Source organism: Streptomyces sp. M41(2017), assembly GCF_002078175.1.
Taxonomy (GTDB): domain Bacteria; phylum Actinomycetota; class Actinomycetes; order Streptomycetales; family Streptomycetaceae; genus Streptomyces.
In genome coordinates this window covers 519,360-533,834 of sequence record NZ_MWFK01000002.1, presented here as the reverse complement: position 1 = coordinate 533,834, position 14,475 = coordinate 519,360, and the positions used below count along the sequence as shown (strand labels likewise).

14 protein-coding genes are annotated in these 14,475 nt (G+C 72.0%); 3 read left to right on the top strand and 11 right to left on the bottom strand.

Going from position 1 to position 14,475, the window contains the following annotated elements:
* Positions 1-80: 80 nt before the first annotated feature.
* The 3 genes from B0675_RS28000 to B0675_RS27990 all read right to left on the bottom strand — a co-directional run bounded on the left by B0675_RS28000 (position 81) and on the right by B0675_RS27990 (position 3,916).
* A complete protein-coding gene (locus B0675_RS28000) occupies positions 81-509 on the bottom strand; it encodes a pyridoxamine 5'-phosphate oxidase family protein (protein ID WP_081222383.1) in 429 nt (142 codons plus the stop codon).
* A 92-nt stretch (positions 510-601) separates the two neighbouring features.
* Complete coding sequence (locus B0675_RS27995; protein WP_081222382.1) at positions 602-2,173, bottom strand: hypothetical protein; 1,572 nt, start codon at positions 2,171-2,173, stop codon at positions 602-604.
* Between the two features lie 138 nt (positions 2,174-2,311).
* A complete protein-coding gene (locus tag B0675_RS27990) occupies positions 2,312-3,916 on the bottom strand; it encodes an FAD-binding oxidoreductase (protein WP_081222381.1) in 1,605 nt (534 codons plus the stop codon).
* Between the two features lie 68 nt (positions 3,917-3,984).
* Here B0675_RS27990 and B0675_RS27985 point away from each other — a divergent pair, with 68 nt between their 5' ends.
* Entirely contained in the window at positions 3,985-4,626 is a 642-nt protein-coding gene (locus B0675_RS27985; protein WP_081222380.1) for a TetR/AcrR family transcriptional regulator, read from the top strand.
* Between the two features lie 229 nt (positions 4,627-4,855).
* Here the strand turns inward: B0675_RS27985 and B0675_RS27980 are convergent, their stop codons facing one another.
* Positions 4,856-5,785: an aldo/keto reductase gene (locus tag B0675_RS27980; protein WP_081223929.1), complete on the bottom strand. Its 930-nt coding sequence runs from the start codon at positions 5,783-5,785 to the stop codon at positions 4,856-4,858.
* A gap of 94 nt (positions 5,786-5,879) precedes the next feature.
* Here B0675_RS27980 and B0675_RS27975 point away from each other — a divergent pair, with 94 nt between their 5' ends.
* A complete protein-coding gene (locus tag B0675_RS27975; protein ID WP_081222379.1) occupies positions 5,880-6,500 on the top strand; it encodes a TetR/AcrR family transcriptional regulator in 621 nt (206 codons plus the stop codon).
* A gap of 127 nt (positions 6,501-6,627) precedes the next feature.
* Here B0675_RS27975 and B0675_RS27970 read toward each other — a convergent pair whose 3' ends face one another.
* The 3 genes from B0675_RS27970 to B0675_RS27960 all read right to left on the bottom strand — a co-directional run bounded on the left by B0675_RS27970 (position 6,628) and on the right by B0675_RS27960 (position 9,736).
* Entirely contained in the window at positions 6,628-8,163 is a 1,536-nt protein-coding gene (locus B0675_RS27970) for a carboxylesterase family protein (protein ID WP_081222378.1), read from the bottom strand.
* Between the two features lie 227 nt (positions 8,164-8,390).
* The gene (locus B0675_RS27965) at positions 8,391-9,035 is read right to left on the bottom strand and encodes a dihydrofolate reductase family protein (protein WP_081222377.1); all 645 of its coding nucleotides are present in this window, start codon (positions 9,033-9,035) and stop codon (positions 8,391-8,393) included.
* A 194-nt stretch (positions 9,036-9,229) separates the two neighbouring features.
* A complete protein-coding gene (locus B0675_RS27960; RefSeq protein ID WP_081222376.1) occupies positions 9,230-9,736 on the bottom strand; it encodes a MarR family winged helix-turn-helix transcriptional regulator in 507 nt (168 codons plus the stop codon).
* Between the two features lie 151 nt (positions 9,737-9,887).
* On the opposite strand from B0675_RS27960, the gene B0675_RS27955 reads away from it, so the two are divergent.
* Positions 9,888-10,640: an SDR family oxidoreductase gene (locus B0675_RS27955; RefSeq protein WP_081222375.1), complete on the top strand. Its 753-nt coding sequence runs from the start codon at positions 9,888-9,890 to the stop codon at positions 10,638-10,640.
* 106 nt (positions 10,641-10,746) lie between these two features.
* On the opposite strand, the gene B0675_RS27950 is transcribed toward B0675_RS27955, so the two are convergent.
* The 4 genes from B0675_RS27950 to B0675_RS27935 form a co-directional block, all read right to left on the bottom strand.
* Positions 10,747-10,950 (bottom strand): cold-shock protein, encoded by a 204-nt coding sequence (locus B0675_RS27950; RefSeq protein ID WP_081222374.1) that lies wholly within the window; start codon positions 10,948-10,950, stop codon positions 10,747-10,749.
* A gap of 134 nt (positions 10,951-11,084) precedes the next feature.
* Positions 11,085-11,966, bottom strand: a complete 882-nt coding sequence (locus tag B0675_RS27945; RefSeq protein WP_081222373.1) for an alpha/beta hydrolase — start codon at positions 11,964-11,966, stop codon at positions 11,085-11,087.
* Positions 11,967-12,054: 88 nt separating this feature from the next.
* Positions 12,055-12,657 (bottom strand): RNA 2',3'-cyclic phosphodiesterase, encoded by a 603-nt coding sequence (gene thpR, locus B0675_RS27940; protein WP_081222372.1) that lies wholly within the window; start codon positions 12,655-12,657, stop codon positions 12,055-12,057.
* Positions 12,658-12,741: 84 nt separating this feature from the next.
* Positions 12,742-14,454: an aldehyde dehydrogenase family protein gene (locus B0675_RS27935; protein WP_081222371.1), complete on the bottom strand. Its 1,713-nt coding sequence runs from the start codon at positions 14,452-14,454 to the stop codon at positions 12,742-12,744.
* Positions 14,455-14,475: the final 21 nt, after the last annotated feature.

Here is a 14,475-nt window from a genome sequence, read left to right as displayed (position 1 = left end):
GGCCCGCTGCGTGGGGCCCGGCACGCGTCTCCGAGGACGCGGTGCCGCCGTACCGGCTCGGGATGCGCGTCCCGGGTGTCTCAGCCGATCGAGCCGAGGTCGGTGCCCGTCCAGTGCGTCGGACGCATCCGGACCACCACGTGGTCGTCGAGTTGGGACTCGGCCCAAGCCGTGTACGTGTCGAGCGCCTCGCCGGACAGGTAGCGGGCGGCGAGTTCGCGGTGCACGCCCGCGGCGGGTTCGGTGACCTCGGCGACGGGACCTTCGACGGAGACATAGCGAGGAGTGGGCTCGACGCGTTGCACGAGCAGACTGAAACGGCCGGCCGCCTTGATCAGCTTCATCTTGCGGGAGTCCGCGCCGGTGAGGATCCAGGGCATCCCGCCGGGCTCGTAGTCGTACCAGATCGGTACCAGCAACGGTCCACGGTCCTCCCCGGCGGCGACGCCGAGCGTGGCGACGTGCGGCTGGGCCAGGAAGGCTTCGCGTTCTTCACGTGAGAGTGCCATGCATTCGACTGTAGGGCGGGGCTCCGACAATGTCTCCGCGAACGGCCGGACGCCGCGGGGCACGGCGGGGACGCGGACCGCCCCCGCGTCCGTCAGTGGCTGTCCTCGCCCGGGCCGTCGGCGTCGGTCCTGCGGCGGACCGCCCTCGCGCGAAGCCCGAGAACCAGGGCGCCACCGACGAGGCACGCCGCGAACGCCAGGGCCACCGTGAGGTGGGAGCCGTCGTCGTCCCCGTCCCGCCCGGTGGAGGCCGCGAGCGATCGCGCGCTCGGCTCGGACGGCTCGACGAGTGGACCGCCCGTGGAACGCACGGCGAAGGAAGCCGTGTTGTCCGCCAGGTGCGGGTCGTTCGCGGGCCGCTTCGCATCCTGTACCGCTTCCAGGAGTCCCTCGGCCCCGCGTACCCGCCGGTCGATGCGGAACTCCAGCGTCGTCTGCCAGGTGTCGCCCGGCTCCAACGGATTCGGAGGTCGGCAGGTGTAGACGCGCCGGCCGGCAGCGGCGCATTCCCACTGCCACTCCGACTCGTTGTCGGGGTCCGGCGGCGGTGTGGGCCGGACCACGCTCAGGCCTTCCGGGACGGTGATGCGCAGCACCGTGCCCGAGATACGGCCCGGTCCGGCGTTGTCGACCCGGAACGTGGCCTCGTCCGTGCCACCGGTCGTGCCCACCACGGCCTCGGCGCTCACCCGCAGGTCGGTGGTCTGCGAGGTGTGCATCCGGATCTCGCCGAGGTTGTACTTGTCGACGAACGAGCCGGCCCCGGCGTCGATGGGGCGCACCCTCAACTCCGTTCCCGTGCCCTGCCGCAGAGCGGGGTCGGTCCCGGTGGCGCCGGGATCCTCCTCCGCGTTCCCTGTCATCCCCTGGAGGTACGGGGCGTAGCTGAAGCTGCCGTTCACCATCGTGTCCGGAACGCCGACGGAGACGGGCGCGGTGAACTCGTACGCCTGCCCGGGCGCCAGCGGTTGGTCGAACCAGCAGTCCGCGTAGAGCCCGGGTCCTTCCGCGGCGTACCGGCAATTGCTGTACTGCACCGGGAAGGTGACCTGTGCGGCGGCGAACTTCACGCCGAAGCCCTGGGCCGGGAACCTGCCCGCGTTGCGGATCCGTGGGGTGAAGCCGAAGGTCTCGCCCGCCGGGTCTCCCGTACGAGGCTTCTCCACCCGTGCGCGAAGATCGGGGCCTTCGATCCAGACGTCCGTCTCGAAGACCGCGTCCTCGGTGCCGGGCGCGCTGAAGGTGTAGCGGATCGTGCCGTGACTGCCACGGCGGACGCCCTCGACGGCTTCGATGTAGATCCCGTCCGGGTAGGTGTCCTTGCCGCGTGTGAGGGTGCCGAGCGTGCACCGGACGACGTCGGTCGTGCCGAAGGCGTGCTCTCCGCAGGCGCGGCGGGTGCGCAGACGGGCGATGCCCTCCAGGCCTGACGCGTCGACCGTCAGGGTCACGTCGGTCTGCGCGGCCTGTCCCGCCCCCGGCTGCGGGGCGAGCCACAGACGGACGCCCCCGCTGGGGCTCACACCTCGCTTGGTCAGGTACGCCGTGTGCGGCACCCTCAACTCGACCGCCGGGGTGGCGGCTTGCGCTGTCACCGTGGACGGGAGGAACGCCGCGAACAGCAGAACGATCAGAGCCGCGCCCCGGCGACGTATGCGATACACCCGCAGATCTTCCCAGGGACACGGTGCGTACGCGAGACGTTTCACCGGCCCGCGGGACGCCGCCCGACGAAGGCACCCGTGCGAGGGGGCGGTTCGGCCGGTCGGCGTCCCCGTCCCGGATCGTCCGTCGCCGCACGGTCAGTCGATCAGAACACCCGGATTGAGGATGTGGTGGGGGTCCAGCGCCTCCTTTGCGGCTCGGAGCACCTTCGCGAAGGGCTCCGGACGCTGGCGGTCGTAGGCGGGACGGTGGTCGCGGCCCACGGCGTGATGGTGGGTGACGGTCGCGCCGTGGCGGTGCAGTACGTCGCCGGCGACCGCCTTGATGTCGTCCCAGACCTCGATCTCCTCGCCCGGCCGACCGGCGACGGCCACGGTGAAGTAGGGCGCCGCACCGTCGGGATAGACATGGGTCAGGCGGCAGTTGACGGTGGCGGGATGGCCGGTCGCCTTGACGGCGGCCGCACCGACCTCGGTGCGGACGGCGTCGATCAGTGCGGGAATCCTGTCCCAGGTGGCGGCGGTCTCGAAGGTCTCGACGACGGCACCCATCCGGGCCAGTCCGTCGCGGAGGTACGGCATGCGTAGGAACGCCGACCGCCAGGCGCCCACGGCCGAATCGGGCCTTGACGCGCGGTCCGCGGTCGTTGTTCCGCCCCGGCCTCCGTGGGCGTGGGCCATGTCGAGCGCGGCGGCGAGCCGGTCGTCGACGGGCGCGCTCGCGGACTCGAACCCGAGGACGAGGACGGCCGAGCCGTCGCGTGAGGCCCCGGACAGAAGTGCCTCACCGGGGTCGAGGAGACGGCAGTTGGCCGGGGCGAGGTCGGACTGGGCGACGGCGCGCACCGCGTCCAGCGCCTGCCGGAAGTCGGCGAAGGCCACCGACGTGGAGGCCTTGTGCCGCGGCCGCTCCTGGAGCCTCATCCACGCTTCGGTGATGACACCGAGCGTGCCCTCCGAGCCGAGGAACAGGCGGTCGGGCGACGGTCCCGCGCCGGACGCGGGCAGACGCCACGAGGTGCTGACTCCGGCGGGTGTGACGACGTTCATCGACTGCACGAAGTCGTCGATGTGGGTGCGGCCGGTGGCGTAGTGACCGCCCGCCCGGGTGGCCAGCCAGCCCCCGAGAGTGGAGAACTCGAAGCTCTGCGGGAAGTGCCGCAGGGTGAGCCCGTGGGGTCGCAACTGGTCTTCCAGAACGGGCCCGAGGGCGCCGGCCTGGATCCGCGCCGAGCGGCCGACGGTGTCGATCTCCAGGACCCGGTCCATCGAGGTCAGGTCGAGCGAGAGCACCGCGCCGTGGGCGTCGCCGCGGTACTCCACGCCGCCGACCACCGAGGAGCCGCCGCCGAAGGGGACGACGGCGACGCCCCGTTCGCCGGCCCACTCCAGCAGGTCGACGACGTCGTGGTCGTCGGTCGGCCGGGCGACCAGATCGGGGATCCGTCCGGGACGGCCCCGGAGGGCCCGGACGACGTCGCGGTACGCCTTGCCCATCGCGTGTGCGGCGCGCACGTCCGGATCGGCGCTCACCAGGTGGGCGAGGGAGGGCGGCGGGGTCACGGCGGGCCGGCCGACGGCCAGGTCGGAGACCCGGGGTATCGGGAGGGGACGGGCCAGGGTGCCGGGGAGCAGGGCGCCCAGGGCGATGCATTCGGCGTCGTCCGGGTGGGCGTCGACATGGCCCCAGCCCCACCAGGAGCGCCTGCGGGACGGACCGGGGTCGGACGGAGTGGCGGACATACGTGAGCTCCCAGCGAGGTCCGGGGAATTGACCCAACGAAAAATTACCCTAGGGTAATATCCGGACCATGACAACGCTCCCTTCGAAGGCCGGCACCAAGGGCGTCCCCAGGGCCGCGCGGGAACGCCAGGTGCTCGCCGTCGCGACCGAGGAGTTCGGCCGCAATGGGTACGAGGCCACCACCGTGGCCGCGGTCGCCGCCCGCGTCGGCGTCACGAAGCCGCTGGTGCACCACTACTTCGGGAGCAAGGAAGAGCTGTACCTCGCGTGCCTGGACCCGGTCGGTGACGGTCTGCTGGAAGCCATCCGCGACGCGATGGTCGGACATGCGACCACGGATGCGGCATCCACCCCCCTGCGTGTCATGGGCGCCCTGTTCGCCGCCCTCGACGGGCGGCGCGAGGCGTGGTTCGTCCTCTACGACGGCACACTGCCACCCGGGAGTGCCGCCGCCCGACGCGCGGCGTACTACCGCGGGGCCGTCGACGACCTCGCCGCGGTCGGCACGGCCGAGCTCCTTCAGGAGGCCGGAGCCGGCGACCCGCTCGACGCCGACGCGCTCAAGTACGCATGGCGGGGCCTGTGTACGGCGCTGGTCCGCTGGTGGGCCGGCCATCCGGAGGAGTCGCCCGAAGCCATGACGCGCCGCTGCGCCCGGCTCTTCGCGGCGAGCCGCGCCATCCTCGTCGTGGACGACGAGAGCGCGTAGGCGTGGGTGGGCGTCTCTTCGCCCGCCCTCTGTGGAGCCGCTCTCGACAGGGCCGCAAGCGGTGTGCTGAGCGGTTCCCGCACCGCCCGACGGCCGGGCGCCGCCCGTCCGGCGCGGTGAGCGTCACGCGCCACGGCCACAGGTCGTTCGGAGCCCGCACCGCACGCGGACCGGCCCCGTGCGGTGGTCCGCGCGAAGCCGGTCCGCGTGCGGGAGTCGGGCGCCTGTGTCAGCTCGCCGTGACGGCGTCGAGCGCGGCGAGAGCGGAGGCGTCGAGCACGACGGCTCCGGCGGCGACGTTGGCCTCCAGGTGGGAGGCGTCGGCGGTGCCCGGAATGAGGAGCGTGTTGGGGGTGTGGTGGAGGAGCCAGGCCAGTCCGACCTGGGCCGCGGTGGCGCCGAGGGAGTCGGCGATGTCCTTCACCACGGGGTGCTCGGACACCTTGGGGAGGCCGGGGAACGCGCTGCCGAGCGGGAAGTACGGTACCCAGGCGATGTTCTCGGCGGCGCACGTCCGCGCCAGGTCCTCGTCCTCGCGGGCCAGGAGGCTGTACGCGTTCTGCACACAGGCGATCCCCGCCGGCAGAGCCCGCTTCAGGTCGTCGAGGCCGACGGTGCTCAGACCGATGGCCCCGATCTTCCCCTCGTCCCGCAGCCCGGTCATCACGGCGAGCTGATCGTCGAGGTCGACGACCTGGTCGGGCGTGACCGTCAGGCCGAAGCCGCTGGTGGTCGGGCGCCGAAGGTTGACGAGGGGAATCGTGTCGAGCCCGAGGCTCTTGAGGTTGGCCTCGACGTCGGCGCGCAGCTCGTCGGGGTGCTGGGCGTAGCGGAGCGGAACCGGGCCGCCCGCGTCGGGTGTGGCTCCCACCTTGCTGACGACGGTGACGCCGTCCTCGGGGCGGATCGCTTCGCGGATCAGGTCGTTGGAGTAGCCGTCGCCGTAGAACTGCGCGGTGTCGATGTGGTCGACACCCAGCTCGACCACGCGGCGCAGGATCGCGAGGGCGCCGGCGCGGTCGTCGCGCAGCCGCGGGAGCTGCATCGCTCCGAAACCGACACGGGAGACGACGAGGTCGCCGAGCCGGCCCGGGCCGCCGGCCCGCGGAGCGCCGGTGGCCGTGGTGGGGGACGAGGGGATCGGGGCGGGAGAGGTCATGGGATGTCCGTCCTCGGAGAGGCGTGAGAGCATGGTCTAAGTGGAGGAATCCTCCGCCATATCGACCGTAACACATACGGAGGGATCCTCCACTTTGTCTGCGCACGCTTCTTCCGCCGACAGAAACCCCGGCACGCCGGAACCCGGGGCGCAGCGCGCACCCCGCGCCGACGCGCGCCGCAACCGCGACAAGATCATCGAGGCTGCCCGGGCCGCGTTCACGTCCGCGACGGAACCGGTGGCCCTGGAGACCGTCGCCAAACAGGCCGGCGTGGGCATCGCGACGCTCTACCGCAACTTCCCCACCCGGGACGCACTGGTGGAGGCCGTCTTCGCGAACGAGCTCGACCAGGTCGCCGCCTGTGCGACCCGGCTTCTCGAGGAACTTCCGCCGCCGGCCGCGCTGCGGGCATGGATGGACCGCTACATCGCCTTCGCCGCGACCAAGCACGCCATGTACCGGGACCCGCGCACCGGTCCCACGGCGGGGAGGATGCCCGTGATCCCCACCCGTGAACGCATCGTCGAAGCGGTGGAGACGCTGCTCCTGGCGGGCGCGCGGGACGGCTCCCTCCGTGCCGACGTCACGCCCGACGACCTCACCACGCTGCTGCTCGGCGTCTCTCTTGCCGCCGTCTCGGGCATCAGGCCCGAACAGACCGCCCGGCATCTCGACCTCGTCGCGGACGGGCTGCGACCGGCTCGGCACGCCTGAGCGTCGGCCGCTCTCGTCCTCGTCGAGGCGGCGTGACCCGGTGCCCGCCGGTTCCGTTCATCAGCCCGCCCGACGTCCCGACGTCCCGGCCGACCGTGGCGAGCCGGGGTTCCGTCGTCCGACGGGCTCAGTCCCCGACGAGGGGGAGGGGCGGGAACGTGTGGTCCCGCCAGATCCGGCGGGAGGACTCCTCCGGGTAGGCGAGGACGGCGGACTCCGCGTCGAGGCGGTGGACGAGCCGCTGACGCGTGTCGTACGCCGGCCAGCCGGGATCGCCGTGGGTCGCGAACGAGGTCCATGCGGCACGCATGCGCGCGGACAGCGCCTCGGCCTCGGGGGAAGGCGTCTCGCCGATCAGCAGAACGGTCTGTCCCCGATCCAGGTTGCCGAAGACGAGGGGCACGTCGAGGCCGTGGCAGGCACCGAGGACACCTCCCATGCCGGGGGCCGGCCAGGTCAGCTCGTAGACGTGCGCCCGCCCGCCGGCCGTTGCCTGCGCCTCGGCGAGGTGGAGTGACGGCATGCGGAACAGCCAGTCGGAATGGACCAGTTCGTACAGCTCGTCGGGGCGCGCCGCCGGGAAGGCCTCGCGATAGCGGCGGGCGCCGTCCGTGCCGGGGGCCAGCTTGGCGAGGGCGGTCTCCGCCTGCGCCTCGCCCACCTCGCCGAGGAGGCCGCTGATGGCGGTGAACAGACGCTGCTCGTCACGGGTGTGGCCGACGAGGAGTTCGATGCCGCGCCCGGCGCCGTCCGCGAGGGCCTGCCACGGCGTGACGGTCAGGAACTCGCCGTCGACGACCGGCGAGAACACGATCGACCGGTAGGCGGCGAGGCCCCAACGGCGTTCCCACTGACCCAACTTGGCGCCGACCGTGTCGGCGGCGACGGACAGCTCGCGCGGGGCGACGGCGGACAGCTCGGCCACCGTGGGCCGCAGCCCCAGCTCCGCCGCGCAGGCGGCGGCGATGTCGGCCGCGAGGTCCGGCGTGAAGAGCGTGCCCGTCGCGCTCTGCACGACGGCCCGGCGGAACAGTCCGGCCGCGCGGTCCATCGCCAGCAGCGCGGCGACGGATCCCGCGCCCGCGGACTGACCGAAGACCGTCACCTGGTCCGGGTCGCCGCCGAAGGCCCGGATGTTGTCACGCACCCAGGTGAGGGCGGCGATCTGGTCGAGCAGTCCCCGGTTGGAGGGGGCCCCTTCGATCTGCGCGAAGCCCTCGATCCCCACCCGGTGGTTGAACGTCACCACCACGACACCGTCGCGGGCGAGCCGGCCACCGTCGTACTCGGGGAGGCCGGACGTGCCGATCACGTAGGCGCCGCCGTGGATCCACACCATCACCGGCAGTCCCGCGCCCGGGGCGGGATCGGGCGACCAGACATTGACCGTCAGCCAATCGTCACCCGGTGCCTCCCGCGAGGAGGCGTCCATGCCGAAGTGGCCGCCCTGCGGGGGAGGCGGGCCGTACGCCAGTGCCTCGCGCACGCCGCTCCAGCCGCGTACGCGTCGCGGCGCGGCGAAACGCAGGCCGTGGACCGGGGGCTCGGCGAACGGGATGCCGCGAAAGACCGCCGTGCCGGACTCCCAGGCGCCGCGCAGCCTTCCCGCGGTCGCGCGAACCTCGGGCCGGGGCTCGGATGTCTCCGGTTCGGCAACGGTCATCACGACCACCTGTCAGGCGGGACGGGCGCTCGCAGGCACCCCGGACTCCCGGGATCCTCCACCGCGGCGGGCGGCCGCGCCAGCGATTTACGGCTGCCGCGCACGCCCGCCGTCGCCCGGCTCCGCCCTTCGCCGCACCGTGTTCGTGCTTCCGGCGGCACGCGTGCGGGCGGCGACGGGAGGGGGGCACCGGGGGAGGAGCGGAAGGCTGGGGCCCCCGTCCCGTGTCAGCGCCGCCAGAACAGGTGGTGCACCACCCCGCTCGGGCTGGGCACGACGTCGAGGTGGAACCGGTCGAGCAGGTCCTCGGGCGAATCCCAGAGGCGGAGACCCGTCCCGAGCTTCAGCGGCGAGACCGCCACGTGCAGGGTGTCGACGAGGTCGGCGTCGAGGAACTGCCGGACCGTGGTGACCCCACCGCCGAGCCGGACATCCTTGCCCTGGGCCGCCTCCCGCGCCTGTTCGAGAACGGTGGCCGGGTCACCGCCGACGAAGTGGAACGTGGTGTCGGACAGCGTGATCGACGGGCGCTCGTGGTGGGTCAGGACGAACACCGGGGTGTGGAACGGGGGCTCGTCACCCCACCAGCCGCGCCAGTCGTGGTCCTCCCACGGCCCGCGCTGAGGGCCGAACTTGTTGCGGCCCATGATCTCGGCGCCGATGTTGTGCGCGAAGTCCCGCGTGAAGTAGTCGTCCAGGCCACGGCTGCCTCCGGGATCGGAGCGCATGGGCCAGCTCGCCGTGGCGCCGGCCCAGGAGAAGAGCCGTTCGGGATGGGGGAGGCCGAAGGGGCGTTCGAGGGTCTGGTCCTCACCGGCCCCGATTCCGTCACTTGAGACATTGAAGTTCATGACTTTCAGCAGCTGATCCACGTGATCTCCTCGTCAGGTCGCGTCGCGTACGCACGCGGGGCGGAGAGCCCCACACCAGCACGTCGAACGGAGGACGCCCGGATCGACACGGCTGCGAATTCTTCTTTCCCCGGAGGCGGGACGACGGCTCGGATGCGGAGTCCGGACGGCGTCCGGCCTGCGCGGCAGCGGTGTCCGGCACGTCGACCTCGGCCCTAGCAGCTTTCGTCGGGGCCGAGAGCGGCGCTCTGCGCGGTGTGGGCGACGCGTGTCAGCAAGGTGCGCAGGGCGGCGGTGTCCGACTCGTCGAGATCCGCCAGCAGGCGACCCTCGGCCGTGGCCAGGCCGCGCCGGGCACGGGCCAGCTCGTCGCGTCCCTTGTCGGTGATCACGACCTGGCGTGCACGCCGGTCGCGTGGATCGGGCCGCCGCTCGATGAGTTCCCCGGCCTCGAGGTCGTCCAGCAGGTACGTCATCACCGTGCGGTCGAGGCTGACCTGCTGGGCGAGAGCCAGCTGCGTAGGGGGCTCGCCCGCGGCCAGGGCGACGAGGACCAGGTATCCGCGCGGCCCGCCCGGAAGGCCGGCCACCGACTCGCCCGCCACCCGGCGAAAGGCCGACGAGACCATGCGGATGGCCCACCCGAGGTCGGTGTCGAGGGTGATGTCCTCGTCCGCGGTGGACCGTCGCGTGCCCTTGCTGCCGCCCTTGGTAGCACTCATGTCGCCAATCTAGCACTCTGTGCTGCGCCACAGATGTTCTTGCTAGCAGAACATCTGTGGCACATAGTGGTTTGAGGATGCGGCCGCGATCGGACGACGCGACGGGCCGCAGCGGACCGCTACTCGTGCGAGACAGAGATCGAGGATCGCCATGCATGACATGGACACACTGCGGGGCAGGACGGCACTGGTGACCGGGGCGACATCGGGGATCGGAAGGGCTGTGGCACGGAGCCTGGCCGAGCAAGGAGCCGAGGTCGTCGTCCACGGGCGGGACCGGGACCGCGGGGAGTCCCTCGTGAAGGAGATCGAGCAGCAGGCTGGAGCGGCCCGGTTCGTCGGCGCCGATCTGGCGGATGCGGACGATGTGGCCCGACTGGCGGCCGAGGCCGGGAGCGTGGACATCCTCGTGAACAACGCCGGTCTCTACGAGTTCGCGCCGACCGCCGCGACCGATGCCGCGAGTTTCGACCGGCAGGTGGCGGTCAACACACGCGCCCCGTTCCTGCTCGTCGGCGCACTCGCCCCCGGGATGGCCCGGCGGGGGCACGGGGCGATCGTGACCGTCAGTTCCAGCGCGGCGCGTATGCCGGCGCCGGTCGGAGGGGCCTACGCGGCGTCCAAGGCGGGCGTCGAGATCCTCACCCGGTACTGGGCGACCGAGTTCGGCCCGCACGGCGTGCGTGTCAACGCCGTCTCGCCCGGACCCGTCCGCACGGAGGGCACCGCGGCCATGCTCGGCGACCAGATGGAGGCGTTGGATCGGGTCAACGCGCGAGGCCGGGCGGGTGACCCGCGTGAGATAGCCGAGATCGTGACGTTCCTGGTGGTCCCCGCCAGCAGTTACGTCAACGGCGCCACCCTCTTCGCCGACGGCGGCGAGATCAGCGCCCTGCCCGGATGAGGCCGGGCGGCCCTGTCCTCCGACGACCCGAGGGCCACCTGCCTCCGACCGGCGGCAAATGGCCCTCGTGAGCGTGGGGCTGGTGCGCCCACTCGGTGGAGCGGAATCAGACGGGCACCACTTGCTCGGCCTGCGGCCCCTTGGGGCCCTGGTTGACGTCGTACTCGACCTTGGCGCCCTCGGCCAGCTCCTTGAAGCCGGTCGTCTGGATCGCGGAGAAGTGCACGAACACGTCGGGACCGCCGTCATCCTGCTGGATGAAGCCGAAGCCCTTCTCCGAGTTGAACCACTTCACGACACCTGTTGCCATCTGTGCATCCTCTGTGACTACGTGCAGACGGCCGCGCCTTGCACACGGCCTGCTCGATCTTGCCCCGTGCAGACGAAAAACTAACGCACCGCATCGGGTGAACGACGCACGGTGACATCGGGGACGGGTGTCCATCAACCCGTGTGGTCGGCCAGGGCATCGATCAGGGTGGGCCACAGCTCGCGCGGGCGGTCGTGGCCCATGTCGGGGACCAGGAGGAGGGTCGATCCGGGGATGAGGTCGGCGGTGCGCCGCCCGCCGCTGGGGTCGATGAGGGTGTCGTCCAGGCCGTGGATCACCAAGGCCGGCAGATCGAGAGCGCGGAGGCCGTCGGCCCGGGAGCCGGCGAGGATCATCGCGCCGAGCTGTCGCCCGACACCGGCCGGGTAGAAGGAGCGGTCGAAGCTCCGTGCGGCCAGGTCCCGCAGCGCGGCGGCGTTGCCGAACCGCTTGGACGCCCACACCAGTTCGCGCTCGGCCGCCGCGACGTGTCCCGCGCGGTCCGAGGGCTTCGGGCCGAAGAGCACCGCCTGGGCTTCGGCGCTCGGCCGGCCGTACTCGGGCTCGCCGGTCGAGGACATCATCGACGTCAGGCTCAGCACGCGTTCCGGTCGGCCGACGGCCATGGTCTGGGCGATCATGCCACCCATCGACGAACCGACGACATGGGCCTGTTCGATGCCGAGCGCGGTGAGCAGGCCGAGGCCGTCGTCCGCCATGTCCCGCAGCGTGTACGGCACCATCGCGACGGCGGCCGCGATGTCCCCCGAACTCACCGCGCCGATGAACCGGCCCACGTCGACGGGATGATCGTCGAACTTCGTGGACAGCCCGCAGTCGCGGTTGTCGTACCGGATCACGTACCGGCCACGCTCGGCGAGCGCACGGCAGAAGCCGTCGTCCCAGGCGATCATCTGGGCGCTGAAACCCATCACGAGCAGGACCGCGGGGTCCGAGGGGTCACCGAACGTCTCGTACGCGACGGACACTGCTGGCGAGACGTCGATGATCGGCATGCCAGGAGTTTCTCAGCACCACCTGGCCGCTCGCACCCGGGTTGTCCTCCGCTCCCCGCGGGACGCGCAGGCGTGTCGAGGTGCTCCCTCAGGGAGCGGCGGGGGCCTCACTCGTGCCGCCGAGTGGCCAGGCCTCGATGTCGCGGTAGCGGACAGGCCCTTGGCCGCGGATCGCGTTGCTTGCGACCAGGTGCAGTCGCTCGGCGGACCATCGACGGCCGGTGAAGTCGGTGATCCCCTGGGCGATCTCGCGTACCGAGGTGTGGTCTCCCCGGCGGGCGCGGGCCAGCGTCAGGTGCGGCCGGAGCGGCCGCTCCTCGAATGCGATCCCGCGGTTGCGTACGGCGGTACGGACGTCGGCGGCGAGTTCGTGCAGTTCGGTGAGATCTCCGTCGATCCCGCTCCACAGCACGCGATCGTCGAACGTGCCGCTGCCGCGCAGGGCCAGAGCGGGCGACGGGCGCTTCGCCGCGAGCCCGGCCAGCGGCGACCGCAGATCGGGGACCGTGTCGGCGGGCAGTTCTCCCAGGAACGCCAGGGTGATGTGCCAGTCCTCGACCCGGTTCCACCGCATCTCCGGGTGCGAGACGTAGGCGGGGCCGAGCGCCGCGGCCAGCTCCTCCTTCGCCCGGTCGGGCGGGGCGAGCGCGATGAACACACGGACGGTCGGGGGCGCGGTCTCATCCTTCACTGCGACTTCGTACCGCACCCGGGACGCGGAAGCGAAATGCCGTAGGGGCGGGGCCACCACGTGCGGCCCCGCCCCGAACCTTCCTCAGCCACGCAGTGCCGACGCGAAGATCGACGGCAGGCGGCTCCATCCGGGATCCGTCGTGTACGCGGTGAGGCGCCGCAGGGTGGTGCGTCCGGTGCGGTTGGTGACGTAGTACGGCGGGCGGGGTGACAGGGAGGGGGAGCCGGTGAACAGTCCCCGGGGCGCGGGGGCGAAGGGGGCCCGGAGCACGGTCTTCTCGATGTCCTCCAGCATGAAGGTGTTGTGGACGAAACCGATGCCGCTGCCGATGTCCTGGGGTGTGTGGCCGGGGTGGGCGCCCCAGGGGGTGTGGCCGAGGAGGAAGCCGAAGGCCGACCAGCAGTTGACGCCGAGGGTGCCGTAGCGCAGCGCGGTGACGGCGCCGTCCACGGCGGCGCGGTGCGCGCGCTCGGTCCGGGGGTGGACGAGAAGGGTGGCGCCCAGGGTGCCGGGCAGTTTCTCGTTGGCGAACTCCGTTGCCGCCGCGAGGAATGCGGGAGCGTCGGCCCCGGGGAGACGTACGACGCCCAGGGCACTGGCGAACACCTCGTCCGTCAGCATCGGGTCGTCGGGGTCGGTGACGTCCGGGACCAGCACGCGACCTTCGCCGTCGCCGTAGGTCTCGGCCTCCGGGTGGGCCAGCATGACCGCGCTGAGGCGCGTCTCGGCGCCGGGGTAGTAGTCGCCCCGCGCGGGGAGACGGCCCAGGACCTGACGGATCTCGGCCAGCAGACGCTCCGTGCCGTCCCAGTCGCGGGGGACGAGCAGGATCTGGCTGGCCACGCAATTGTGGCCGGAGTTGTTGAGTTTGCTGGTGACGATGTGTTCGGCCTGGAAGCGGAAGTCGGCCGCGCTCCAGGGGCCCGGTGTCACGATGCAGGGGCTGATGCCGCCCAACTCGCTGGTGAACGGCTTCGTGTTGAGCGGCGTGTTGGCGCGGCGGCGTTCCGGTGCCTGTTCGTCGGTGCCCCACACGATGGCGTCGTGGGTGCGTTCGCTGCCGGTGACATGGATGGCGTCGATGCCCTCGTGCCGGGTCAGATGGGCGCCTTCCGCCTGGCCTCCGTCGACGAAGCGGACCAGCCCGCGTTCCACGAACTCGCCGAACACCGACTCGAAGTGGGGGCGGAGATAGGCGTTGACCGGGTTCATCTTGGCGATGACGACCTGCCCCTCCGCGTAGAGCTTGTGCAGGATGTCGAGCGGGGTGATGGCCGCGATGTTGCCGGCGCCGAGCACGAGAGCGACGGCGGGGCGGCCGGCCCGTCCGCGGTACTCGCCCGCGGCCCGCTCCAGGGCCTGCTCCCGGGAGGTGCCCGGCACCGTCCACACGTCGGCTGTGAACCCGTTGAGGAGCAGGCGGTCGGAGGCGGTGGCGGGGAACACCCGTATCACCGTGCGGTCGTTGTGCGTACGCGCCTGTGCGGCGGTGACCGGGTCCTTCCCCGCGTGCAGGCGCCGCAGCACGTGCAGGTAGGCGCTCACGGTCTGGGCGAGCGCCCAGGGAGCCGACGCCCAGTCCTCGGTGGCCCATTCCGACCGTTCGTCGTACCCCTTCGCGTGGGCCGCGGCGGCAACCATCGCCGGGGCCTCGGCACCGATGCGCGGCAACATCCGTTCCAGCAGGCCGATGCGCTCCGCCAGGGAGGTGGCCGTCCAGGAGTCGGCGTGCGCGCGCAGTTCGCCGACCGCGAGGTCGAGTTGGGCGGTGTCGAGCGCGGGTGCGGTGCTCAAGGGGGGCAACTCCTTCGGTGG